A 22,736-nucleotide genomic window follows, 5' to 3' on the forward strand; every position below is an offset into this window, starting at 1 on the left:
AAGGAACCTCGTACGTCACACCAGCGACGTTCCCAGCCAGCGTGCTAGCGCCCGCCGCCGAAGAGGCGTCCGAGCAGACCGCCGGGCTGGGGCGCGGCGGGCGACTGCGGCTCGGGCTCCGGGGCCTGCTCCGGCTCGGGTTCGGGTTCCACCCCTGCCAGGGCGCAGAACTCCTCGGCGTTGTCCGGCAGCGCCCAGGCGCCCAGGGTCCGGGTGAACTCCTCGTCCTCCCACACCGACGCGGGCAGCTCGGCGATCGCCCACAGGACCTTGAGCGTCTCCTCGTCGTAGTCGGCGTTGACGTGGTCCTCGGCGGTGTGGCCCCTGTTGCGGGGACCGAGCACGATCTCCAGGCCCGCGGCGGCCACCAGGGCGCGCGACTCCTCCTCGCCCTTGATCAGGCCGGGAAGGATGTCCAGGCGCAGGCGGCGGGCGCGGTCACCGGCGCGGCCCAGCGCCAGGAAGCCCAGGACCTGCGGGGACCGGCCACCGCAGTGCGGCCAGGACTCGTTGAACAGTCCCTCGTAGCCCATGGAGGTGCCGCCGCCGCGGCCGATACGGCGCAGCGCCTCGCGCGGGGTGTTCTCGCCGTGGATGAGCACCATCGCCACAGAGGCGGCGAAGGAGTTGTACAGGTTCCCGCCCGCCATCTGGTGGGTGAGGCCGACGGAGGTGTCGGTGTCGGAGGGGTCGGCCAGCAGGCCCAGGGCGAACAGCTCGGCGGGCAGCGGCTCGCCGTTGTCCGCCCCGTTCATCATGTCGCGCAGGTTCGTGGGCGTCTGCGGGGTCGGGCGCAGGTCCTTGGCGAGCAGGATCTGGGAGGCTCCGGTGATCTCGGCGGCGATCCGCTCGGCGTCGGCGGTCATGAAACCCAGCAAGTAGCTGACCCACTCCCCCGCGCGGTCCATGCCACCCCGGTTGGTACCGCCCCTGAGCAGCGCGACCAGGTCGGGGACACGGGTTCGGACGGCCTCGTGGGTGTCCAGCTCGGCCTGGAGGAGAGCGGCGCCGTCGGACTGCTCCATGACGGCGAGCCGGTTGCGCATACGGCGGTAGTGATGCTCGTCCGGGGCCTCCTCGGCCCAGGACCGGTACTGCTCTCGGACCTTCTCCGCGTCGGTGGAGGTGGCCCAGGCCACCTCGTCGCGCCACTGGTCGAGTGTGAGGGGCTCGGGAAAGCGGTCCTCCGCGTGCCCGGCCACCAGTTCCAGCAGAAGGCTCAGAGGCCGCCAGCGGTCGGTGGCGGAGGTGGATTCGTCGCAGGCGATGTCGACCAGGAAGTCGACCGCCTTGGGCGCGGCGAGGTGTCCGGGAGCGGGGAAGTGGATGATGTCGTGGAGATCGGAGAGTGCGCTGTCGCTTCCGGCGAGCTGGTCGAGAAGCTCGGGGATGCGCGCGCCGCCCTCGGGGGCCAGTGCCGCCCAGTCCACGTTCTCCGCGCCGCCGTGGAAGTCGTTGTCCGTGGTCGCGTTCATGGGGGTGATTATCCCGGTTACGGAGTCACATGCACACCAGCCCGGCTCCGCCCCGGACGTCAGAGCTCGGTGCGGGCCGGCTCGGGACGCAGGAGCGCGTCACGTAGGGCCTTGACGGCGGCACCGGCCTCACGGGCGTAGCCGATCACGGTCGAGCGGCGCCGCGCGCCCAGGCTGGAGTCCCCCACCCCGACGGCGTCGATCCCCGCGGCTCGCGCGAGGGCGACCGTGCGGGGGAGGTGGAAGGCCTGGGTGACCATGGTGGCCGCGCGCACGTCGAACAGGTCCCGCGCCCGCGCGCACGTGTCCCAGGTGCGGTAGCCGTGGCGGTCCGCGTCGATCCTCTCGGCGGGCACGCCCTGCTTGACCAGGTAGTCGGCCATCGTGTCGGTCTCGCAGCGGGACACCTTCCGGTTGTCACCGGAGACGATGATCCGTTCGACCCCGTTCTCCTCGAACAGGCGCACGGCCAGGTCCAGGCGGCGGGCGAGCAGCGGCGAGGGGCCGTGCTCCCATGCGGCGGCGCCCAGGACGACGGCCACGGGCCGGTACGGAACGGTGTCGACTCCCCCGCGGCGCCCGGCGCTGGCCGCATGGACCCAGGCGTAGGGGGACAGTGCCAGGGCGCACGCGCCCGCTCCGACCGCCGCGATCCACAAGCCCACCCCTGCCGCCTCTCCTGTTGTCCGGTTCTGCGGCGCGAACGCGCCGCCGTCGTGCCCGTGCCGCGCGCGAGGCCGCGCGCCGCACCCCATCATGGCGTACCGACGGAGTGGGTTATCCGGACGAAAGCACCCAGACTGTCGCGCGCGTGGACGAGGCAGCCGGACGGCTGGCGGCCGAACCCGGGACCTTCCCGGGCGTGAGGCCGGGGATCAGCCTCCGATCCCTCTGCGACCCGCCCAGGAGAAGGGGCGCTTGTGCCGGATCCGCACGGTCCCGCCCCTCGCGGCACCGGTGATGACGAAGTGCGTGGTGGAGGGTTCACGTACGGAGCCCGCACGGGAGTGCAGGGTACCGAGCCAGGAGGTGTCCACGTCGACCTCGGCGGTGGAGCCCTCGGGCAGGATCAGGTCCCCCAGGCCCCACGAGGCGTCGATATGGACTTCGACGACGGGGCTGGAGAGGGCGGCCTCGCGAAAGTCCAACCGGCTGACGCCGCCCTTGTTGTACACCTCGACGCGGTGCGGCACCCGCCACCGGCCGTTGCGGACGATGACGCTGCCCTGGGAGCGGATGACGATGTCCCCGCCGTCGCCGTGCTTCAGGATGCGGCCGTCAACCGCCGGGGCGGGAGCGGAGGGCGTCCTGGCGGCCGTGGGCAGGTCCGCGGTGACCGGTTCGAGGCCGGCGTAGGTCCTGGCGGCGTAGACCGCGTCGAGTCGCTCGTCGAGCTCGTCGAAGGTGATCCGCCCCTCCGCGGCCGCCTCACGCAGGACTGCGGTCACCTGGTCCCTCTCGGCATCGGAGACTCGCATTCGACCCGTTTCGTTGGAGGCCGCTGTGTTCATCCCACTCCCCTCCGCCCTTCTCCGCCCTTTTGTCACACCCACGATAGAACATGGAATCGAAGGGATACGGGGCCGGAAAGAAACCGGTACCGCGTCGACACCCCCAAGGTTCGCGCCCTCGCACGCTTTGGGGAGGTCGGGGACTGGGTACCGCTTCTCTAGGGTGGTTGAGGACTCTGCCGGGGTAGGACGGACCCCGGCAGAGTCCTGAACCACACGTGGTTTCTCCTCCCCCGTGGGAGACACGATCCCGTACTGGAACGCGCCCGCACAGAGCGTGTCCGGAACCGGCCAGCAGGTGAACCCGGCCCCGCCGAACGGATCGCGTCCCGGGGCTTCGCGCACCTCCCCCGCCCTGCGCTTTTCGGTCCTCTCGTCCTGACACAAACGGACCGTTCTCATATTTCCCATGAACACCAGCAGGAACAGGCAGTCCTTCCCTCTGAGCCCTCTCTTCTATCGTATTTCGGACAGAACATAAAAGTACTTACGGACACTACGGTCCGCCAGAGAACCCCAGGTCGCGGGGGACCTTCTCCTCCGCTTCGAAAACCCTACGCGATCCCATCGAACTCAGTTCCGCAAGTGCGGCTCTGAACTGGGAAAACATGAGCTCTCCAGAACGCCTGGACCCTGACGGGAACCGCCTTCGGAGCGGCGTTTGCCCAAATTCCGCGACGAGCATCCCTTCAGTGGGCGCGACGCCGCACGGAACGGCTTCGCGACACCATCCGCACCGAGACACCATCCGCTCCGACCGCCCCGAGCACACAGACACCACCTGGTCGAAGACCGGAGGAAACCACGACGTGTCCGCACTCGCGATCGCCCCGACGTTTCTCAGCGACTTCACCCGCCTCACGCCCGACCTCCAGCTCAACACCCTGGCCGTGGTGCGCGCCTACCAGGCGGGCGACCAGCCCGCCCTGGAGTCCGTCGCGGACGCCGCCGACCCGCGCGTCCGGGTCCTCAGCATCTCTCCCGACTGGACCGGCGTACTCGTCCCCGACGCGGACGAGCACGGCCGACCCGACGACGACCTCCCCGGCGCGGACGGCGCGCACTACCGCCTGGTCACCGTGCGCCCGCGCGATGAGGCCCTGCGCTTCGCACGCGGCCTGCGCCCCGACGTGCCCGACGTGCCCGGCCCCGGCGACGTCGATCCCACGCCCACCGGCCCGCCCGAACTCACCGGCGCCCTCAACGCGTCCTTCGACCAGTGGCAGCTCACGCTCCACCCCGACCAGCACCGGATCACCGAAGCCCAGTACAAGGGGTCCGCGCAGGTCACCGGCGGACCGGGGACCGGCAAGACCGTGATCGCGCTGCACCGGGCCGCCCACCTGGCGGAGCGCGACGCCGCCGTCCACCCCGAGGACACCCGCGAATCGGTACTCCTGACCACCTACAACCGTTCGCTGGCCCAGTCCTTGGCCGAGCGGCTGGACCAGCTCCTGCCCGACCCCGGGGTCCGCGCCCGGGTGCGCGTGGCCACCATCAACAGCCTCGCCCGATCGGTCGTGCAGGCCCACACCAGCATGGCTCCCCATCTCGTCAGCAAGGACGAACTGGCCCAGCGCTGGCGCGCGGTGGCGCTGGCCGACGGCCTGCCCTTCTCCGGCCGCTTCCTGGTGGACGAGTGGGAGCAGGTCATCCTCGCCAAGGGGCTGGAGCTGCTGCCCCAGTACATCCGCTGCGAGCGCAGCGGCCGGGTGCAGCACCTGGCGCCCGAGCACCGGCGCCAGGTGTGGGAGACCGTGCGGCGCTACGTCGGCGCCATGCGGGTGGAGGGGCTGTGGTCCTACCCGCAGCTGGCCGCCGAGGCCGCCCGGACCCTGCGCCGCGGCGAGCCCCTGTTCCGGCACGCGGTGGTCGACGAGGCACAGGACCTGCACCCGGCCCAGTGGCGGATGCTGCGCGCAGCCGTCTCCGAGGGCCCGGACGACCTGTTCATCGTCGGCGACCCGCACCAGCGAATGTCCGACAACCGGGTCTCTCTGGCCTCGCTCGGCATCAACGTGCGCGGCCGCAGCCACCGGCTGCGGGTGAGCTACCGGGTGACGCAGGAGATCCTGGACTGGAGCATGCCGGTCCTGGACCGCCGTGCGGCCCTGGGCATGGACGACAACGCCGACACCCTGGCCGGTTACCGCTCGCTGCTGCGCGGGCCGGTGCCGGTGACGCGCGGCTGCGAGAACCGCGCCGAGGAGCTCGCCGCGCTGGGCGACCGGGTGCGTGTGTGGCTGGAGGCGGGGGTCCGCCCCGCGGAGATCGCGGTGGCCGGGCGCAACCAGTGGGTGGTGCGCGGCATCGCCAAGGAGCTGGAGGCCCGGGGCGTCTCCACGGCCCAGTTGGAGGACGGCGGCGGCGCCGGGGCGGTGCGCGTGGGGACGATGCACCGGCTCAAGGGCCAGGAGTTCCGCTGCGTGGCACTGGTCGGCGTCAGCGACCACCTGTTGCCGCCCAAGGCCGCGATCGAGGCCGCCGACGGCGACCAGGTGGCGCTGGAGCACGCCTTCCAGCAGGAGCGGACGCTGCTGTTCGTGGCCTGCACCCGGGCCCGCGACGCACTGTACGTGTCGCATGTGGGCCGTGCCAGCCGCTTGGTCACCGGCGACTGGTAGGAGCAGAAGGAAAGCGGGGGCGCCGCGGTGGCGGCGCCCCCGTCGCCGTCTCCGGCGGGGATCAGGATCCTGCGAACTGCCCGTTGAGGTGCGTGATGTCCATGATGTCGGTACTGGCCATCGGGTTGTCCACCTCAACGTCGGTGACGATCATGTACGGAAGCAGCAGCGGGGGCGGGAAGTCCGGGGTGAAGGTGAGCGGGATGCCCAGGATGCGCACGTGCATACGGGTGATGTGCATCTCGACGGTCCCGTCCATGATCATGGTGGGCAGGCCGAGGCTCATGCGGGTGCCGACGTCCTCGAACCACAGCTCGGCGCCGCTGAAGTCGGCCCTGCTCATGGTCAGCCGGATGTACCTCTGGGGGCCGTCGAGGGTGGGGCACTCCACGACACCGTCGTAACGCGCGCCGCTCATCGTCAGCCGGTCGGCGGTCAGCCCGGACGTACTGATCGCCCCCTGGAAGCAGTCGTAGTCCTCCTCCAGCGGGACCTCGGGGAGCTGGTCCTCGTCCTGGGCGGCCTGGCAGGCGCGGACCGCCTCCATGAGCTCCTCCTCGGACTCGGCCAGGCCGGTCTCACCGGTGCGCAGCTCGCACTCCTCCGGGTCGCCCTCCGGCTCTTCCTCCTCCTCGGTCCCCTCTTCCTCCTGCGGTTCCTCACCGCTCCCGTCCCCGGTGTCCTCGTCATCCGTGTCCCCGTCGTCGCCGGAGCCGGCGTCCGGCTCAGTGGGGCCGTCGGTGGGGTTGTCGGAGGACCCCTCAGAGGGAGAGGGAGAGGGGGAGGGAGAGGGTGAGGACTCGTCGGTGGACTCCTCCTCGCCCGAGGGGGTGAGCCAGTCCCACGGCCAGTCGAGGGTGGGCGCGGGCGCGCTCGCCAAGGTCATGACCGCGGCCAGGGGCAGGGCGAGAGCGGCCAACGGCCGGGTCCCGGGGCGGGGCTCGGAGACGCCGCCTCCGGAGGCACCACCGGAGGCGTCGGCGCTTCCGGTTCCGTCCGGGACGCCGGAAACCTCCACGGAATCGGAGGCGCCGGATAACCCGGTGACGCCGACCGGGCCAGAAGCGGCGTCCGGATCGGTTCCGGTTCCCGGTCCGCCCGCACTGGTTTCGGTCCTCGTTTCGGCTCGGGTGTCAGGTGCCTCCTCAGACAAGGATTCCTCGTGGTCACCGTCTCGGTCCGCCGCAGGTGTCCTCGCGCGGCGGCGCCCGCGGCGCCGCGGGCGCCGCCGGACGTCGGGCGCCCACGCGAACACGAGCGATCCGCCGACGATGCCGAGCAGCATCCCGATGGCGAACCCGCCGAAATTGGAGGTCACGAAGGACACCAGGGCAAGGAAGAGCCCGACCATCCCGAAGAAGACGTGTTGCGCGGTCTGCAACCAGCTCAGCACACCCAGGGTGATCAGCAGCACCGCGATGAGGGTGCCGGACACACCGGCGATACCGGCGTAGACGATCAGGTCGATCGGAAGGATCAGGCTCTGCGCGGCCGGTGCGACCAGCAGCTCGATTCCGGCCACGACGAGGAGGAACCCTCCCCAGAACGGACGGCCGCGCCGCCAGTCCCGGAAGTGTGCCCGTCCTGTGCGCAGCAGGGTCAGTGCGTGGGCCATGGGATCAGAAGCATTCGTGGTTGCCGGGCTTGATCCCCAGCTTCAGGCCGGACAGGCGCAAGGATCCGGAGGTGACCGCCCACGTGGTCAGCTCCATGTCATCGACGGTGATGGAGTCGGCCTGCAAACCGAAACCGCCCTCGGGACCCTGGCCGCCGTCGGCCTTGTCCAGCGTGCTGGCGTCGCGGCCGATCTCGATGGCGTCGAACTCGGCGTTGCCCTGGAGCTGTTCGATGTCCAGGACGAGGTTGGTGCCCTCGACGGGGGTGGCCTCACCCGCGTTGATGACGAGGGTGGCCTCGCCGACGGGCAGGTCCCAGAGGGAGGACATGCACAGGTTGGTCAGCTCCGCGGTGTTCACCGAGGACAGGCCCACCGCCCGGGAGGAGCCGTCCACGGAGTCGGCGGAGGCGCCGTACTGAGTGAAACCGTGGCCGACGAGCTCGTCGGCGGACATCTTGAAACTGTCACCTGACACGGCGAAAGAGGCGGCGAGCAGACCCTGTGTGGTCATTCCGCCGAGGACGGCGGCGGCGACGAACCCCGGGACCGCCACGAGGGCGAATCTGCGCCACCGGGTGCCACCGCTGCCTTCGTGCTGCTCAGGCGTATCCTGGGGCGCTTCGGGCGCCTCGCTGGAAGCCTTGGGCATGAGGTACCTCCTGTATTCCGCCGTCTTGGGGGGCGGCGAGAGGGGAAGCGAAACTTGCGCCGGAGCGCGCCACGCGTGTTACATGGAACACAACCTACTCGGCGGTAGTGACGAACATTACAATAGATAATGTCACATTTCTAGATGGCGCATTCAATGTTGCGGACTCGTATCCGGCGCAATACGGTCCCGCGACTGACCTGGAGAGAGACCAGCCGTGCCCCCAGAGCGCAAGACAGATCCCACCGCCACCTCCCCCGATCAGACCGACGACCGCTTCGACTACGACGTACTCGTCGTGGGCTCCGGATTCGGCGGTTCGGTGAGCGCCCTGCGCCTCACCGAGAAGGGCTACCGCGTCGGTGTCCTGGAAGCGGGACGCCGCTTCACACCCGAGACGCTGCCCTCCTCCTCCTGGGACGTGAAGAACTTCCTGTGGGCGCCCCAGCTCGGTATGTACGGTATCCAGCGCATCCACCTGCTGCGCGACGTGATGATCCTGGCCGGCGCCGGTGTCGGCGGAGGCTCCCTCAACTACGCCAACACGCTGTACCACCCGATGGACCCGTTCTTCGAGGACCCGCAGTGGCGGCACATCACCGACTGGAAGTCGGAGCTGGCGCCGTTCTACGACCAGGCCCGCCGCATGCTCGGCGTGCGCACCAACCCCACCGTCACCCCCTCCGACGTGCACCTGAAGGCGGTCGCCGAGGACATGGGCGTCGGGCACACCTTCCGCCTCACCCCGGTGGGCGTGTGCTTCGGTGACGGCCAGGACGGCGAGGGCAGCCGGGCCGCGCCGGGCGAACCGGTGGGCGACCCCTACTTCGGTGGCGCGGGTCCGAACCGCAGAGCCTGCCAGGAGTGCGGCGAGTGCATGACCGGGTGCCGCCACGGCGCCAAGAACACCCTCACCGAGAACTACCTGTACTTCGCCGAGCGGGACGGCGCCGAAGTGCACCCCCTGACCACCGTCGAGCGCCTGCGCGAGCTGCCCCACGGCGGGTTCGCCGCCGACACCCTCAGGACCGGAGCGCCCCGGCGCCGGTCGAACGCCCGCACGTTCACCGCCCGCCAGGTCGTGGTGGCCGCGGGGACCTACAACACCCAGGCCCTGCTGCACCGGATGCGCGACTCAGGGGCACTGCCGCGGCTGTCGGCGAAGCTCGGCACGCTCACCCGCACCAACTCCGAGGCACTCGTCGGCGCGATGAGCCGCCATGTCCCGCCGCCGGAGGACCTGACCCGGGGCGTGGCCATCACCTCCTCGATCCACCCGGACGAGAACACACACATCGAGCCGGTCCGCTACGGCAAGGGCTCCAACGCGATGGGACTGCTCACCGCCATACAGGTGCCCGGCGGCGGGAGGATCCCGCGCTGGCTGCGGTTCCTCGGCCTGGCGGCGCGCCACCCGCACACGTTCGCCCGCAGCTTCTCCAACCGCCGGTGGTCGGAGCGCACCATCATCGGTCTGGTGATGCAGTCCCTGGACAACTCGCTGACCACGTCGGTCAGGCGCGGGCTGTTCGGCGGGAGGAGGAAGCTGACCTCCCGGCAGGGCCACGGGGAGTCGAACCCGACGTGGATCCCGGCGGGGCAGGAGGCGGCCGGCAGGCTGGCCGAACGCATCGACGGCTTCCCGGGCGGCACGTGGGGGGACGTGTTCAACATCCCGATGACCGCGCACTTCCTGGGCGGCTGCCCGATCGGCGACAGTGCGCGGAGCGGCGTCATCGACCCGTACCACCGGCTGTACGGGCACCCGGGCGTCCACGTGGTGGACGGTTCCGCGGTCACCGCGAACCTGGGTGTGAACCCGTCGCTGACCATCACCGCCCAGGCCGAGCGCGCGATGTCGATGTGGCCGAACAAGGGCGAGGAGGATCCGCGCCCCGAGCAGGGCGCCGGGTACCGGCGGACCAGGCCGGTGTTCCCCGGGTCCCCGGCCGTCCCTGCCGGCGCCTTCGCCGAACTGCGGTTCACCACCCCGCTGCCGCTGTCGGTGGCCGACTCCTCGGCACGCGCCGGGAATCCGGTGGCGGGGGAGCCCGAGGAGCCGGTGTCCGGGGCGGGGGCCGCCGCGGTGGAGGGAGCCGCGGAGACCGCCGGGGACGACGCCGGGGCGTGAGCGCCTGACGGGATCGGTCTCAGGCTGATCCCGTCAGGCCCTCGGCGGCGCTCGGGCCGTCCTGCTCCTTGCCGGCGCTCTCCTTGTCCAGGTACTCCATCGCCAGGGCGAAGTGCTCCCCCATGACGTTGGTGAGCTTCTCCGCCATCGCCTGTGCCAGGACCGCGTCCACGGCCTGCTGCGCGAGGGGGCGCACGCGGCGTATCAGTTCGGCCATCTCAGCGGTCTCCTCGCTCCTGACCACCGTGCCGGGGGCGTACTCGGTGAGTATGTGGTCGGCGACCAGGCGGACCATGTGGTCGGCGACGTCGCCGACCTTCTCACGCAGGTTCTCCGCTATGTCGAGTACCGAGTCCACGCTCATGCCCAGCTTGACCAGCTCCACACCGGCGTGCAGCAGCCGGGGGCTGGGCACCCGGAAGCGCAGCCCGTCGCGTTCGAGCACGCCCAGGTCCAGGGAGCGCTTCACCGTCCGCGGTGTCACCCCCATGCCGAAGAGCTCACGCAGGTCCCCGAGGGTGAGGTAGTCGGCGATCTCGTCGCTCCAGGCGTCCCCTATGGCCGACTCGAAGCCGAGGATGTCGGACAGGTCGCCGCCGCGCTCCCACACCCGGACCATCTCACCGATGTTGGCGAAGGTGTACCCGCGCCGCAGCAGCTGGCCGATGAGCCGCAGACGTGCCAGATGAGCCTCGGAGTAGATGCCTACGCGTCCCTCTCTTCGGGGAGGGGCGAGCAGACCCCGGTCCTGGTACACCCGGACGTTGCGCACCGTCGTGTCGGCGAGCCGGGCGAGTTCGTCAATGCGGTATTCGGCCATGGGTCAAGCCTAGAGAACCCCGCGAACCTTACTCGTCAGTAAATTTCTGGTTCCATCCCGTTGCATTGTGACAATGAGCGTTGTAACGTTCCAGCAATGACTGTGGAGGAGATCACATGACGACCCCCTTGCCGCGCCACCTGCGCCGGCTTCCCGGCCAGAACGCCATCGTCACCGGCGCCTCCGGAGCGTTCGGCAGCGCCACCGTGGCCGTCCTCCGTCACCTCGGTGTGAACGTCGTCGGCATCGACCGCAAACCCGCCCCCGGCGTCATCGGCTGCGACATCACCGACGACGAACAGGTCCGCCAGGGCGTCGCGGAGGCCGTCGAGCAACTCGACGGACGCCTGGACCTGCTGATCCACTACGCGGGCGTCGGACCGGCCGTGGACATCGGCCAGGCCCCCGACGCGGGCGTCCACCAGGCGCTGGAGGTCAACCTGCTGGGCACCTGGCGGGTCACCGCGGCCGCGATGCCCGCCCTGCTCCAGAGCAAGGGCCGCGTCGTCATCACCGCCTCCCTGCTGGCGAACCTGCAACTGCCCTTCGCCGGTGCCTACACGGTGTCCAAGCGGGCGCTCACCGCCTACGCCGACTGCCTGCGCGCCGAGTACGGCACCCACGTCGGGGTCACCACCGTCTACCCCGGCTACGTCGACACCCCCATCCACGAAAGCTCCCGGGCCACGGGCGTCGCACTCGACGGCCTCGTCCCAGCCGAACGCGAGCGCGACACCGTCATGGCGGTGGTCCGCGCGGCCGGGGCCAAACGGGCCTCCCGCGACGTGGCCTCCACCGCGCTCGGCACCGCCGGACTGCACTTGTTCCGGTACTTCCCCGGCACCACCGAACAGATCGTGTCGCTCCAGATCGGCCTGCTCCTGTCGGACGGTGCCTTTGGCGACGCGGAGATAGCCAGGGGTCTCCACACGCGGCACGGCGGCTCCCTGGCCCAGCCGAACGCGTCCTGAGGAGGAGGAAGAAAGATGACCGCAGAGATCACCGCCAAGCCCAAGCTCACCGACCGCGAGGACATCGCCAAGCGGCTGCTGCGCGGTTCGGCGAAGGCCTCCTTCGACCCGCTCGTCGAGATCGACTGGGACGCCCCCGTCGACAAGGACATGTGGGCGATCCGTCCCGAGCGCATCTCGCTGTACGGCACCTACCTGTGGGACCAGCTCAGCGATGAGCAGCGCAAGGAGCTCTCCCGCCTGGAGATCGCCAGCGTCGCGACCATCGGCATCTGGTTCGAGACCATCCTCATGCAGATGCTGGTCCGCCACGCGTACCACAACGATCCGAGCAGCAACCACGTCCAGTACGCCTACACCGAGATCGCCGACGAGTGCCGCCACACGGTGATGTTCGCCAAGATGGTGGACAAGCTCGGCTGGGAGACGCACAAGCTCGACCCGGTCGCCTTCCACCTCGGCAACCTCTTCAAGACGATCGCGCACGGACCGCTGATCTTCGCCGGGGCCCTGTTCGTGGAGGAGGTCCTCGACCAGATCCAGCGCGAGGCGGTACCCGACGAGCAGATCCTGCCGCTGGTGCGCTCGGTCTCCCGCATCCACGTGGTGGAGGAGGCGCGGCACATGCGCTACGCCCGCGAGGAGTTCCAGCGCGACTGGACCAACCGCGGCCCGGTCAACAGGGCCTACAGCCGGATCATCCTCGGCCTGGTCACCTACTACTCGGCCACCCGGCTGATCAACCCCAAGGTGTACGCGCAGGTCGGGCTCGACCCGCGCGAGGCACGCCGGGTCGCCCAGAGCAACCCCCACTGGACCGGCACCAAGACCTGGGCCGCCCGCAAGGTCGTGGGCACTCTGGGCACCGCCGGCGCCATCTCCGGCCTGGGCCGCTACTTCTGGAAGAAGGCCGGGCTGCTCGGCTGACCCCCGGCCCGGTGGGACACGGAACCGCCCCGTGTCCGCTCCACACCACCCTCCCCAGACCCCACCGCCGGAGTACGAAACGCGCCACGTTCTCCGGCGGTGGTTGAACCTCCCGGGGGCGAAACGCGCCACGTCCCCGGGGGACCCACTCCCCGGAAGGCACACGCGCCGCGCCTTCCGGGGCGGCAACTCCCCCGGGGGCGAAACGCGCCACGTCCCCGGGGGACCCACTCCCCGACCCGAGCGGCAGCACTCCGGGCCGGTTCGCACGAAGGGACCAGAACGTGACCGAAGCACCACCCCACTTCCGGGTGGCCATCATCGGGTCCGGCTTCGCCGGGATCGGGATGGCCGTCCGCCTCAAACAGGCCGGTCTGAAGGACTTCGTGGTTCTGGAGCGCGCCGACGAGGTGGGCGGCACCTGGCGTGACAACTCCTACCCGGGCGCCGCCTGCGACGTCCCCTCGCACCTGTACTCGTTCTCGTTCGCGCCCAACCCGAACTGGAGCCGCAGCTTCTCCCCGCAGCCCGAGATCTTCGACTACATGAAGCGGGTCGCCGGGGAACACGGTGTCGACAGGCACGTCCGCTACGGCCACGACGTGAAGTCCGCGCACTGGGAGCCGGAGGGCAACCGGTGGCGGATCGAGACCGGGCGGGGCACCGTCACCGCCCAGTTCCTGGTCAGCGGGGCCGGGCCGCTCGCCGACCCCTCCTACCCCGACATCAAGGGTCTGGAGACGTTCGAGGGGAAGATGTTCCACTCGGCGGACTGGGACCACGACCACGACCTGGCCGGCCGCAGGATCGCCGTGATCGGCACCGGGGCGTCCGCGATCCAGTTCGTGCCCAAGATCCAGCCCAAGGCCGGGAAGCTGACGCTGTTCCAACGGACCGCGCCGTGGGTGATGTTCCGGCACGACCGCGACATCACCAAACTGGAGGGCTGGCTGTACCGGAACATCCCGCTCACCCAGCAGATCGCCCGCAAGAGCATCTACTGGGGCCGGGAGAGCTACATCCTCGGCTTCGCCAAGAACCCCAAGCTGCTCTCGGTCGTGGAGGCCCTGGGCCGGGCCAACATCCGCCGCAGCGTGAAGGACCCGGAGCTGCGGGCCAAGCTCACCCCGAGCTTCCGGGCGGGCTGCAAGCGCATCCTGATGTCCAACGACTACTACCAGGCGCTGGCCGAGCCCAACGCGGACGTGGTCACCGACGGCATCGTGGAGGTCCGCCCGAACGCCGTGGTCACCCGCGACTCCGCGGGCCGGGAGACCGAGCACGAGGTCGACACGATCATCCTCGGTACCGGCTTCCACGTGACCGATCCGCCGGTGGCACAGCGGATCTTCAACTCCGAGGGCAGTTCGATGTCCGACCACTGGGGCGAGGACGTGCAGGCCTTCCGCGGCACCACCGTCGCCGGGTTCCCGAACGCGTTCGTGCTCGCCGGACCGAACACCGGGCTGGGCCACACCTCGCAGGTGTTCATGATCGAGGCCCAGATCCGGTACACCATGCAGGCGCTCAAGTACCTGTGCCGGAACGGGCTCGACCGCATGGACGTGCGTCCGCAGGCCCAGGAGGACTACAACGAGATGCTCTCCAAGTCCATGGAGGGCACCGTGTGGGTGACCGGCGGCTGCGACAGCTGGTACCTGAACGAGAACGGCCGCAACACCACGCTGTGGCCGACCTTCACGTGGAACTTCGCCCTGCGCACGCGCTGGTTCGACCCCCACAACTACGACCTGCGGGTCGACCGCGCGCGGACGCGCGGTTCCCACCGGTCCGACCGTGTGCTGACCACCGCCGGGAGGCAGGCGCGATGAGCGGGTTCGGTGACGACGAGGAGGAGTACCGGGGCACGGTGACGGTCGTGCTGCCCGGTACCGACGAGGAGAGGACCGTGGAGGTGCGGGCCCACCTGGCGGGCCACTTCTCCCCGCTGACCGGCGACTACCGCTGGCGCGGGCGGCTGTCCCCCAGCCCCGAGGTGACCGAGGCCTTCCGCGAGGGGGCGCGGACCGTCGTGGTGCGGACCCCCGACGGCTTCGAGGGCACCGGCGCCCTGGACGAGCCCAACCTGTGGGGCGGGCACCCGGTCAACGGTGCAGGCAGCCCTCCCTTCGCGGTCCCCAGCATCGAGATCGACGAACTCGACGACTGAGCCGGACCGCCCCCTCCCCCCAGACACCCCCTCGGGCACGCGCCGACCCGAGGGGGTACCCCCGTCAGCTCCCCCGGCGCGCCTTACCCCCGAGTGAGAGGTATCCCCGATGGCAACCCGACACGTGGGTCAGGTCCGTGAGCTCCAGGTGCGCTCCGCCGACGGCACGCTGCTGCACGTCGAGGTGCGCGGCCCCGAGGACGGGCCTACCGTGGTCTTCGCCCACTGCTGGGCGACGTCGCTGGCCTCCTGGGGGCCGGTGGTGCGCGAACTCGACCCGTCCTTGCGGGTGGTTCTCTACGACCAGCGCGGCCACGGCCGCTCCCAGACACCGATCACCCGCGCGGGGTACGGCGCGGAGAAGCTGACCGAGGACCTGTGCGCGGTGCTGGAGGCGACCGTTCCCGAGGGGCGAAAGGCCGTGGTGGCCGGGCACAGCATGGGCGGGATGACCGTCATGGCGGCCGGTGCGCACCCGGTGTTCCAGGACAGGGCCGCCGCGGTGCTGCTCACCAACACCGGGTGCACGCAGCTGCCCGAGCGCTCGACCGCGGTCCCGCTGCCGGGTCCCCTCGGGACACTCGGCGCGCGGATCTTCTTGCAGGCGCCCCTGCCCCTGGGGCCGCGCAACGCCGTGACCACCGCGGTGCTGAAGTCCATGGTGATGGGCAGGAAGTCGGACCCGCGCATGGTACGGCTGTGCATGAGGATGGTGCACGCGTGCGGAGCCGTACCCCGTGGTGCGTGGGGAGGTGTGATCAGCGAACTGGAGGCCGAGGAGACAGCCCGGCAGATCTCGGTGCCCACCGTCGTGCTGGTGGGAACCGACGACAAGCTGACCCCGCCCTGGCACGCGCAGCACATCGCCTCGCTGCTGAAGGACTGCCGCGGCGTGCGGGAGATCCCCGGTGCTGGACACATGGGGCCGTTGGAGTATCCCGAGGTCCTGTCCGAACAGCTGGAGAACCTCGCCGCCGAGCACCTGGAAGCCCGGTCGGAGGCCGCCTGACACGGGCCCGCACCCCAGGACGCCCCCCGGCAGAGGACGACCGGGGGGCGTCGGCCTGCGCGGAGGCCGTCAGCGGATCCTGTCGCCGTACACGTGGTCGACCGTCATCGTCATGAGTACCCTGCGGTCGGACACCATCACCGACCGGTACTCCTCCCAGTCCGGGTGCTCCCCGGAGGCGCGACGGTAGTAGCGCACCAGCGCCTCGACCTCGGGCCCGTGGGGGTCGGCACCCGGACCGGTGAGTACCGTCGTGCCCTCCGCGGTGGCCCACGCCCAGCCGTCGGAGCTGGTGACCTCCAGTGCTGCCCGTGGGTCCCGGCGCAGGTTCGCCGTCTTGGCCCGCCCCTCGGTCATCGAGACGTAGACGACCTCGGCCTCCTGGTCGTAGAAGGGCATGACGGGGGATAGCTGGGGGCGGCCGTCCGACTTGATCGTCGCGAGGACACCGAGCCGGCCTTCCGCGAGCAGCGTGCGTGGGTTGAACGGTGTGGCGGTCATGTTCGGGAGTCACCTCTCGACCGGGTGCTGACTGTTCGTGGCGATGCGTGGCCGGGGGCTCGGTCATCGCCGCGTGGCTGTTCACCCATCATCCACGGCCTGACCGGTCAGTGCCCTGACGAACCGCAGAAGTCCGGCACTGACGCCGAGGGATCCGCCCTCGTGGTGTGGGGGTCGGGTAGAGCGTGCAGGTGGCTCGCGCCCGGGGCGGGCCACTCCTGCGGGCGCACGGGACCACGTGCGCGCGGACGACGCCCCAGGCGATCGCGCCGCAGGCCGCCTGCTCCCAGCCCCTGGGCTTGGGGCCGTCACACGAACACTCCCCGGCCGACCCCGTACAGGCCGTCACCCCATACGCCCGCGTCACCTCCGCCCCAGGGAAGCGACGATGCGGTCCCGCGAGGCGGTGGCCTCCTCGCGCAGGCCGTTGAGGTCCACCCCGACCAGTCGCCCGTGCTCCTTGCGGATCCGACCGGCCACCATGACCGTCTCGATGTTGCGGGCGTCGGCGCCGAGCACGAGCGTGCCCACCGGGTCGTTCAACGGCATGGTGTTGACGTCACCGGCGTCGACCACGATCAGGTCCGCCTGCCTCCCGGGAGAGAGCGTCCCGGTCACCTCGCCCAACCCGATGGTGCGCGCGCCCTGACGGGTGGCGAAGTCGAGCACATCACGGGTGGTGATCCGGTCCGGCACGGGGGCACCGCTCCCGTACACTCCCCGCACCGCGCGCATGCGCTGGATGGCGAGCAGCGTCCGCATCTGCGTGAACATGTCGCTGGACAGCGCCACCTCCACGTCGATGCCCAGACCGGGGCGAATACCGACCGCGAGCGCCTCGTCGACCGCCGGAACCGCGCTCTCCAATCCGATCTGGGCGTCCGAGGAGGGCGCCAGTGAGACGGTGGTCCCGGTCTCGCCCATGGCCCGCCACGCGTCCGGGGACAGTCCGGTGGCATGGATCAGGCACAGGCCGGGGCCGAGCAGGTCCGTGTCGGCCCAGCTCAGGATCGCCTCGGAGGAAGGGGCGCCGAACACCGCGTCGACGCTCACCCCGAGGTCGAGGGCGCGCGCCACCGCCGCCAGCTCCTTGCCGTAGGCGAGGGAGGGGCCCGCGATCTCGTCGGTGGCCAGGGCCGCCAGACGGATCGTGACCAGGCCCTTGCCCGCCCCCTGGTGGTCGGCGCACAGGCGTTCCAGGTCCCCGGGCCACTGGCGGTCCCAGTCGCCGAAGTGCGGGCCCATGGAGGCGTGTACGCCTCGGATACCGGTGTCGGCGAGCGCGCGGATCGCGGCGTCGGAGTGGGCGGCCGTGCGCGAGTTGTGCGAGAAGTCCAGCATCGTGGTGATCCCGGCGTCCAGGGCGGTGAGTGCCGCGAGCCGGGTGCCCACGTACATGTCGTGGGGCGTGTACCGGGGCGCGACCTCGCCGAGGGTGGACGCCACATACGCGCCCAGGTCGGACACGTCGGGGATGCTGCGGCGCATCTGCGCCTGCCAGGCGTGGCGATGGGTGTCGACGAACCCGGGGGCGACGACGCGCCCGGCCGTGTCGACCACGGTCGCCCCGGCCGCGTCCGGGTGCGTCGTCAGGTCCGCGCCGACGGCGACGATCCGGTCCGCGCGGACCAGGACGTCCCCGCGTTCGAGGTCGCCGGTCCGCGGATCCATCGTGACGACGGCCCCACCGGTGAACAGCGTGCCGCTCATGGTTCTCCTCGTGTTCTGTCGGAGGTGGTCGGTGTCCGCCGGTTGCTGTCAGCGGCGGTGGAAGACGTAGCCCGCGTGGTGGAGCACGTCGTCGACGAAACGGCCGTAGGCCCAGAACCCCAGGTCGTCCCGGTAGACGATGCGGTCCCCCTCGATCCAGAACGCTCCCTGGTAGGCGTGGGGGCGCCCGCCGCGCGCCTCGTCGTAGCGACCGTCCGCGGTCAGCTCCTGGTGGATGAAGCCCGTCTCGTCGACCCACATGCCCAGGTACGGGCTGTCAGCCGGGCTCTGCCTCGTGCCCGGCTCATTGCGGGGTCCGGTGAGGCGGCGGCCGTTGAACAGGGCGATCTCGCCGTCGATGACGATCGCGGCGGCCTGCTCCGGGCGCCAGACCACCCGTTCCAGGGCCGAGGCCCCGGAGGAGTACCCCGAGATCACGGCGAAGGTCGCCGGACTTCCGGGAGCCAGCGTGCCGACCCGGTCGGAGGGGCGCCGGCGCAGCCCGGCGACGGTGTCGTCCTCCACGACGCCCGGAACGATGGTCAGGCCCGTGCAGTCCACGACGGCCGCGCCGTCGTCCTCGGCCGCCGTGTACAGGCCGGTACCGACACCGACGATCTCCTCGCCGCCCAGCAGCAGGTCGGCACCGGTCAGGTCGCCGATCAGCGGGTCGAGCGTGTACACGGTGGCGTTGACGAACATCAGCGGGCGCTTGGGCTCGGCGGCGATGGTCTCCAGCAGGCCCTCGTCGAACAGCGTGGTGCTCATGGTTCACTTCCCGAAGGTGTGTGGGTGTCAGGGACGCTCTCCACCCTCGGCTCCGAGCGCCTGCGCGACCAGGCCGGGCTCTACCTGGGTGCGGCCCACCCTGGCTGGCGGGACCCCTTCTCCTTAGGCTGGCGGCATGCCCCACACGGAACTCGGAGCCTTCCTGACCGCCCGCCGCGCCCGCCTCGGCCCGGACGACGTCGGTCTCGCCTCCAGCGGTACGCGCCGGGTGGCCGGACTGCGCCGTGAGGAGGTCGCCGTCCTGGCCGGGGTGAGCGCCGACTACTACACGCGGTTGGAACAGGGCAGGGAACGCCACCCCTCCGCCTCGGTCCTCAACGCCGTCGCCCGGGCCCTCGGCCTGGAGCCCGACGCCCGTGACCACCTGTTCCGCCTGGCCGGGGTCTCGCCGGAGCACCTCCCGGAGCCCGCACGAACGCGTGTCGACGCGCACCTGCGCATGCTGCTCGACGCCTGGCCGGACACTCCGGCGATGGTCATCGACCGGCGCCTGGACCTCCTGGCCGCCAACGCGCTGACGGACGCGCTGTACACCGACTTCACGGAGGCCGACAACCTGGTGCGGATGACCTTCCTGGACCCGGTGGGCGAGGTCTTCTTCGTCGACTGGCTGCGGGCCGCCCGGGCGTGCGTGGCCAACCTGCGCCTGGCGCTGGGGCACGATCCGCACGACCGCCGGGTACTGGAACTCGTGGAGGAGGCGGGCCGGGGCAGTGCCCGGTTCCGGGAACTGTGGGAGGAGCACGACGTGCGCGGCAAGTCCCACGAGGGCAAGGCGTTCCGGCACAGCGCGGTGGGCGAACTGACCCTGTCCTCACACGTGTTCGACGTGCGGGGGCAGGACGGACTCCAGCTGGTCGTCTACCGGGCCGAGCCGGACAGCCCTGATTTCCGGGCGCTGCGGCTGCTGGGCTCCCTGGCCGCCGATCCGGCCCGGCCGCCGCGCCGTGGGCGAGCACATCTCGACGAACCTTTGCGGTCACCGCGCTAACCTCCCGTTCCCACCCTCCGGCCGACTTCCCCGCAGCGGACGCCAGCGCAACACCACGAACAACAACGGGGCCCGGTGACGGCCACTTCCGTCACCGGGCCCCGCCGCACGCCCGATCAGCGTTGGTCCGAGCTCAGACCGTGTCCCGCGACAGGGTCGGCACCACGTGCTCGGACACCTCCGAGTGCACCTGGTGCAACCGCGTCCGCACCGCCCTGCGCAGCTTGGTCAGGCACTCGACCATGGTGATCTCGTCCCCCACCAGTCCCCCCTTGGCCACGACCGGCGTCCCGTCCAGCGGCCCTCCGCTGAGGTGTCCGTGCACCGCCAGCGGCACGATCTCGCCACCCACGTCGAAGGCGTGCACGCCCAGCTCGTCCAGCAGGCTCGCCACCAGGTCCCCGCCGGACAGGTACAGGCCGCTGGGCAGCGCGTGGGCACCCGTGGTGTCGGCGACCCCGTTGACCACGTCCGCTACCAGCCGCGCGATCCGGACCGGAAGCTCCACCCGGGCCTGGGCCGGCAGCTCACGCACCTGGTCGGAGGTGTTCACCACCCGCAGCACGCACAGTTCCGGGAAGCCCGACGAGGTCAGCTGCTCGGACAGCTCCTCCGCGACCTCGTCCGCGTGGTCGCCGTCGGATCCGGTGAGCGCCACCGCGTCCACGTCCACGAACCGCACCGCGCCGGTACGCGCCACCGTGGCCAGCTGCCGACCGGTCAGCCCGGTGGTGCTGCCCACCACCCCCAGCAGCGGTCCCCGCGAGCCCGCCTGGCCCCGCAACCGCAGCGCGTAGGCCAGCAGCGCCCCCGTGGGCCCGGGGTCGGCCGCCACCCACACGGTGCCGTCGGTGCGGTGCGCGTCCGCCGCGGCCTCGGCGATGTCGGTCAGGTGCTGTTCGGTACTCGCGTCGCACACCACGACCGGCTCGTCGCCGGCGAGCAGCTCGGCGGTGAGCATCGTCTGGGTCACCTGGCGCACGGGCACGTGCCGCACCGGCAGGTCGGTCTGAGCGGCGAGGATGTCGGCGACGACACTGGTGGTCATCGGGCACAGCGGATCCACCGCGAGCTCGGTGCGCTCCAGCGGCAGCCCGTTGAGCAGTTGCACCCCGTCCTCGGTGATGCGCCCCGATCCCGGAAAGGCCGGAGTGAACAGCACCCTCACCCGCGTTCCGGCGGGGACACGGTCGCGAACGGCGGCGTAGGTGGCCTCCAGCTCGGCGCCGATGTTGCCGCGCAGCGTGGAGTCGGTGCGCTTGACCACCAGCCCCACCGGCCAGACCGCCTCGATCACGTCCGTGACCAAGTCGGCGGCCTGCTCTCCGGGGACGTGTCGGCTGTCCAGGTTGGCCACGACCACGTCGTAGTCTCCGGCGACCCGGCTCACGTGCTCGGGGGTCACCGTGGCCACACGCATCCCGGTGCGGGCGAACCTGGCACCGGTGGCGTTGGCACCGGTGAGGTCGTCTGCGACCACGAGGACCTGGGCCACGGTACGTCTCCTTCGGCGTTCGTCGGCGTCGGGTTCGGCGGTATCCAGCACGAAAACCCGGGGAGGACCTCCCTCCAACATAGGCCCACCGGGGAACACCGGGGAGCGGCCGGGCCCGTCGAAGGCCCGGCCTCGCGGAGTCAGAGGGTGACCACCGAACCCGTGCGGGAGCTGCGCCGGGCGGCCTCGATGACCTCCAGCCCGTGGAGCACCTCGTGCAGATCGACCGGAAGGGGCTCCCCCTCGCCGACCGCGTCGCGCACCCCCGCGTAGAACTCGGGATAGGCGCCGCGCTCGCTGGGTACCCGCCGGGTGTCGCCGTCCACTCCGAGCACGCCCCAGCCCTCCTCGGGGATCGCGCCCCAGTCGGCGGTGTCGGCCCGCTCCCCCGCCGTCAGTCTGGCCTCCTGCTCGTCCATCCCGTAACTGGTGAACGCCCCCTCGTTCCCCAGCACGCGAAAGCGCGGCCCGCCCTGGGCGGTGAGCGCGCTCATCCACAGGTGGGAGCGGGTGCCCCGGGCATGGCTGAGAGCCAGGAAGACGTCGTCGTCGGCGTTGACCCCCTCACGCATGACGTCGATCTCGGCGTAGACGGAGGCGACCGGACCGAACAGGTTGACCGCCTGGTCGATCAGGTGCGGCCCCAGGTCGTAGAGCAGTCCCGCCCCGGCCTCGACCCCGCCGTTCTCGCGCCAGGTCCCCTTGGCCTGCGGACGCCAGCGCTCGAAGCGCGATTCGAAGCGGTGTACCCGCCCCAGGGAACCCTCCTCGATCAGCTTCCACAGAGTGAGGAAGTCGGCGTCCCAGCGCCGGTTCTGGTACACGGTGAGTACCTGGTCCAGCTTGCCCGCCAGGGCGGTGAGCTCCCGCGCCTGCACGGCGTTCAGGGCGAAGGGCTTGTCCACCACCACCGCCATGCCCGCCTCCAGGGCGGCCTGTGCCAGCGGGGCATGGGTGTCGTTGGGCGTGGTGACGACCGCGATCTCGTAGCGGTCGGCGTCCGCCCACAGTTCGGCGACGTTGGGGTACACGGTGACACCGGGGTAGCGAGCCTCGGCGGCCCTGCGGCGCTCGGGGTTGCCCGTGACCACCGCGGACAGGCGCAGTCCCAGTACCGCGTCGATCAGCGGCGCGTGGAAGACCTCGCCGCCCTTGCCGTAGCCGATGAGCGCCACGTGCAACTCGGGTCCGCCGTTCTCGGGTGTGTTCGGTGCGTCGGGTGCGTCAGCCATGCCACCAATCTAGGAGGTGTCCGGTGTGGAACCGGTCCCTCGTCTGTTCCCGATCCTGACCAGCCACGCACGGAGACGCTCTCAGACCCACCGGCGTCGCGCTCCTGGTGTGA

The 22,736-nt window shown here is 70.9% G+C and carries 19 protein-coding genes; 8 read left to right on the forward strand and 11 right to left on the reverse strand.

Annotation, left to right across the window (positions count from 1 at the left end; genetic code table 11):
• Positions 1–44: 44 nt before the first annotated feature.
• The 3 genes from AC0T5L_RS18780 to AC0T5L_RS18790 form a co-directional block, all read right to left on the reverse strand.
• Positions 45–1,475 (reverse strand): hypothetical protein, encoded by a 1,431-nt coding sequence (locus tag AC0T5L_RS18780; protein WP_476166746.1) that lies wholly within the window; start codon positions 1,473–1,475, stop codon positions 45–47.
• 59 nt (positions 1,476–1,534) lie between these two features.
• Positions 1,535–2,140: a SanA/YdcF family protein gene (locus AC0T5L_RS18785; protein WP_476166747.1), complete on the reverse strand. Its 606-nt coding sequence runs from the start codon at positions 2,138–2,140 to the stop codon at positions 1,535–1,537.
• A gap of 210 nt (positions 2,141–2,350) precedes the next feature.
• Entirely contained in the window at positions 2,351–2,953 is a 603-nt protein-coding gene (locus AC0T5L_RS18790; protein ID WP_476166748.1) for a DUF1707 SHOCT-like domain-containing protein, read from the reverse strand.
• An 842-nt stretch (positions 2,954–3,795) separates the two neighbouring features.
• On the opposite strand from AC0T5L_RS18790, the gene AC0T5L_RS18795 reads away from it, so the two are divergent.
• Entirely contained in the window at positions 3,796–5,610 is a 1,815-nt protein-coding gene (locus tag AC0T5L_RS18795) for a UvrD-helicase domain-containing protein (protein ID WP_476166749.1), read from the forward strand.
• Between the two features lie 61 nt (positions 5,611–5,671).
• On the opposite strand, the gene AC0T5L_RS18800 is transcribed toward AC0T5L_RS18795, so the two are convergent.
• Both AC0T5L_RS18800 and AC0T5L_RS18805 read right to left on the reverse strand, forming a co-directional pair.
• Positions 5,672–7,225, reverse strand: a complete 1,554-nt coding sequence (locus AC0T5L_RS18800) for a DUF6114 domain-containing protein (RefSeq protein ID WP_476166750.1) — start codon at positions 7,223–7,225, stop codon at positions 5,672–5,674.
• Between the two features lie 4 nt (positions 7,226–7,229).
• Positions 7,230–7,877, reverse strand: a complete 648-nt coding sequence (locus tag AC0T5L_RS18805; protein ID WP_476166751.1) for a DUF6230 family protein — start codon at positions 7,875–7,877, stop codon at positions 7,230–7,232.
• A gap of 217 nt (positions 7,878–8,094) precedes the next feature.
• Here AC0T5L_RS18805 and AC0T5L_RS18810 point away from each other — a divergent pair, with 217 nt between their 5' ends.
• Positions 8,095–10,008, forward strand: coding sequence for a GMC oxidoreductase (locus AC0T5L_RS18810; RefSeq protein WP_476166752.1), 1,914 nt, complete (start codon positions 8,095–8,097; stop codon positions 10,006–10,008).
• Positions 10,009–10,027: 19 nt separating this feature from the next.
• Here the strand turns inward: AC0T5L_RS18810 and AC0T5L_RS18815 are convergent, their stop codons facing one another.
• A complete protein-coding gene (locus AC0T5L_RS18815; RefSeq protein WP_476166753.1) occupies positions 10,028–10,828 on the reverse strand; it encodes a MerR family transcriptional regulator in 801 nt (266 codons plus the stop codon).
• Positions 10,829–10,944: 116 nt separating this feature from the next.
• On the opposite strand from AC0T5L_RS18815, the gene AC0T5L_RS18820 reads away from it, so the two are divergent.
• The 5 genes from AC0T5L_RS18820 (at position 10,945) to AC0T5L_RS18840 (ending at position 15,905) form a co-directional block, all read left to right on the forward strand.
• Complete coding sequence (locus AC0T5L_RS18820; RefSeq protein WP_476166754.1) at positions 10,945–11,799, forward strand: SDR family NAD(P)-dependent oxidoreductase; 855 nt, start codon at positions 10,945–10,947, stop codon at positions 11,797–11,799.
• A 15-nt stretch (positions 11,800–11,814) separates the two neighbouring features.
• The gene (locus tag AC0T5L_RS18825; RefSeq protein WP_476166755.1) at positions 11,815–12,726 is read left to right on the forward strand and encodes an AurF N-oxygenase family protein; all 912 of its coding nucleotides are present in this window, start codon (positions 11,815–11,817) and stop codon (positions 12,724–12,726) included.
• 284 nt (positions 12,727–13,010) lie between these two features.
• Positions 13,011–14,558, forward strand: a complete 1,548-nt coding sequence (locus AC0T5L_RS18830) for a flavin-containing monooxygenase (RefSeq protein ID WP_476166756.1) — start codon at positions 13,011–13,013, stop codon at positions 14,556–14,558.
• Entirely contained in the window at positions 14,555–14,896 is a 342-nt protein-coding gene (locus AC0T5L_RS18835) for a DUF4873 domain-containing protein (RefSeq protein WP_476166757.1), read from the forward strand. Before AC0T5L_RS18830 ends, AC0T5L_RS18835 begins: the two co-directional genes overlap by 4 nt.
• Before the next feature lie 109 nt (positions 14,897–15,005).
• Complete coding sequence (locus AC0T5L_RS18840; protein ID WP_476166758.1) at positions 15,006–15,905, forward strand: alpha/beta fold hydrolase; 900 nt, start codon at positions 15,006–15,008, stop codon at positions 15,903–15,905.
• Positions 15,906–15,974: 69 nt separating this feature from the next.
• Here the strand turns inward: AC0T5L_RS18840 and AC0T5L_RS18845 are convergent, their stop codons facing one another.
• From AC0T5L_RS18845 to AC0T5L_RS18855, 3 genes are all read right to left on the reverse strand, one after another.
• The gene (locus AC0T5L_RS18845) at positions 15,975–16,406 is read right to left on the reverse strand and encodes a PPOX class F420-dependent oxidoreductase (protein ID WP_476166759.1); all 432 of its coding nucleotides are present in this window, start codon (positions 16,404–16,406) and stop codon (positions 15,975–15,977) included.
• Between the two features lie 363 nt (positions 16,407–16,769).
• Positions 16,770–18,116 (reverse strand): amidohydrolase family protein, encoded by a 1,347-nt coding sequence (locus AC0T5L_RS18850; RefSeq protein WP_476166760.1) that lies wholly within the window; start codon positions 18,114–18,116, stop codon positions 16,770–16,772.
• A gap of 48 nt (positions 18,117–18,164) precedes the next feature.
• Positions 18,165–18,884, reverse strand: a complete 720-nt coding sequence (locus AC0T5L_RS18855; protein ID WP_476166761.1) for an Atu4866 domain-containing protein — start codon at positions 18,882–18,884, stop codon at positions 18,165–18,167.
• 136 nt (positions 18,885–19,020) lie between these two features.
• Between AC0T5L_RS18855 and AC0T5L_RS18860 the strand changes: the two genes are divergently transcribed.
• Positions 19,021–19,896, forward strand: a complete 876-nt coding sequence (locus AC0T5L_RS18860) for a helix-turn-helix domain-containing protein (RefSeq protein ID WP_476166762.1) — start codon at positions 19,021–19,023, stop codon at positions 19,894–19,896.
• Between the two features lie 133 nt (positions 19,897–20,029).
• On the opposite strand, the gene AC0T5L_RS18865 is transcribed toward AC0T5L_RS18860, so the two are convergent.
• Both AC0T5L_RS18865 and AC0T5L_RS18870 read right to left on the reverse strand, forming a co-directional pair.
• Positions 20,030–21,391 carry a four-carbon acid sugar kinase family protein gene (locus tag AC0T5L_RS18865; protein WP_476166763.1) on the reverse strand — a complete coding sequence of 454 codons (1,362 nt, stop codon included), beginning with the start codon at positions 21,389–21,391 and terminating at the stop codon, positions 20,030–20,032.
• Positions 21,392–21,531: 140 nt separating this feature from the next.
• A complete protein-coding gene (locus AC0T5L_RS18870; RefSeq protein WP_476166764.1) occupies positions 21,532–22,623 on the reverse strand; it encodes a Gfo/Idh/MocA family oxidoreductase in 1,092 nt (363 codons plus the stop codon).
• Positions 22,624–22,736 lie beyond the last annotated feature (113 nt).

The organism is Nocardiopsis sp. TRM 82005 (genome assembly GCF_056312425.1).

Bases quoted from the DNA above. Each gene is read 5' to 3' on its own strand.
- AC0T5L_RS18850 (WP_476166760.1), bottom strand. From the start codon at position 18,116: ATGAGCGGCACGCTGTTCACCGGTGGGGCCGTCGTCACGATGGATCCG.
- AC0T5L_RS18870 (WP_476166764.1), bottom strand. From the start codon at position 22,623: ATGGCTGACGCACCCGACGCACCGAACACACCCGAGAACGGCGGACCC.
- AC0T5L_RS18805 (WP_476166751.1), bottom strand. From the start codon at position 7,877: ATGCCCAAGGCTTCCAGCGAGGCGCCCGAAGCGCCCCAGGATACGCCT.
- AC0T5L_RS18820 (WP_476166754.1), top strand. From the start codon at position 10,945: ATGACGACCCCCTTGCCGCGCCACCTGCGCCGGCTTCCCGGCCAGAAC.
- AC0T5L_RS18845 (WP_476166759.1), bottom strand. From the start codon at position 16,406: ATGACCGCCACACCGTTCAACCCACGCACGCTGCTCGCGGAAGGCCGG.
- AC0T5L_RS18790 (WP_476166748.1), bottom strand. From the start codon at position 2,953: ATGCGAGTCTCCGATGCCGAGAGGGACCAGGTGACCGCAGTCCTGCGT.
- AC0T5L_RS18825 (WP_476166755.1), top strand. From the start codon at position 11,815: ATGACCGCAGAGATCACCGCCAAGCCCAAGCTCACCGACCGCGAGGAC.
- AC0T5L_RS18800 (WP_476166750.1), bottom strand. From the start codon at position 7,225: ATGGCCCACGCACTGACCCTGCTGCGCACAGGACGGGCACACTTCCGG.
- AC0T5L_RS18815 (WP_476166753.1), bottom strand. From the start codon at position 10,828: ATGGCCGAATACCGCATTGACGAACTCGCCCGGCTCGCCGACACGACG.
- AC0T5L_RS18855 (WP_476166761.1), bottom strand. From the start codon at position 18,884: ATGAGCACCACGCTGTTCGACGAGGGCCTGCTGGAGACCATCGCCGCC.
- AC0T5L_RS18835 (WP_476166757.1), top strand. From the start codon at position 14,555: ATGAGCGGGTTCGGTGACGACGAGGAGGAGTACCGGGGCACGGTGACG.
- AC0T5L_RS18840 (WP_476166758.1), top strand. From the start codon at position 15,006: ATGGCAACCCGACACGTGGGTCAGGTCCGTGAGCTCCAGGTGCGCTCC.
- AC0T5L_RS18860 (WP_476166762.1), top strand. From the start codon at position 19,021: ATGCCCCACACGGAACTCGGAGCCTTCCTGACCGCCCGCCGCGCCCGC.
- AC0T5L_RS18780 (WP_476166746.1), bottom strand. From the start codon at position 1,475: ATGAACGCGACCACGGACAACGACTTCCACGGCGGCGCGGAGAACGTG.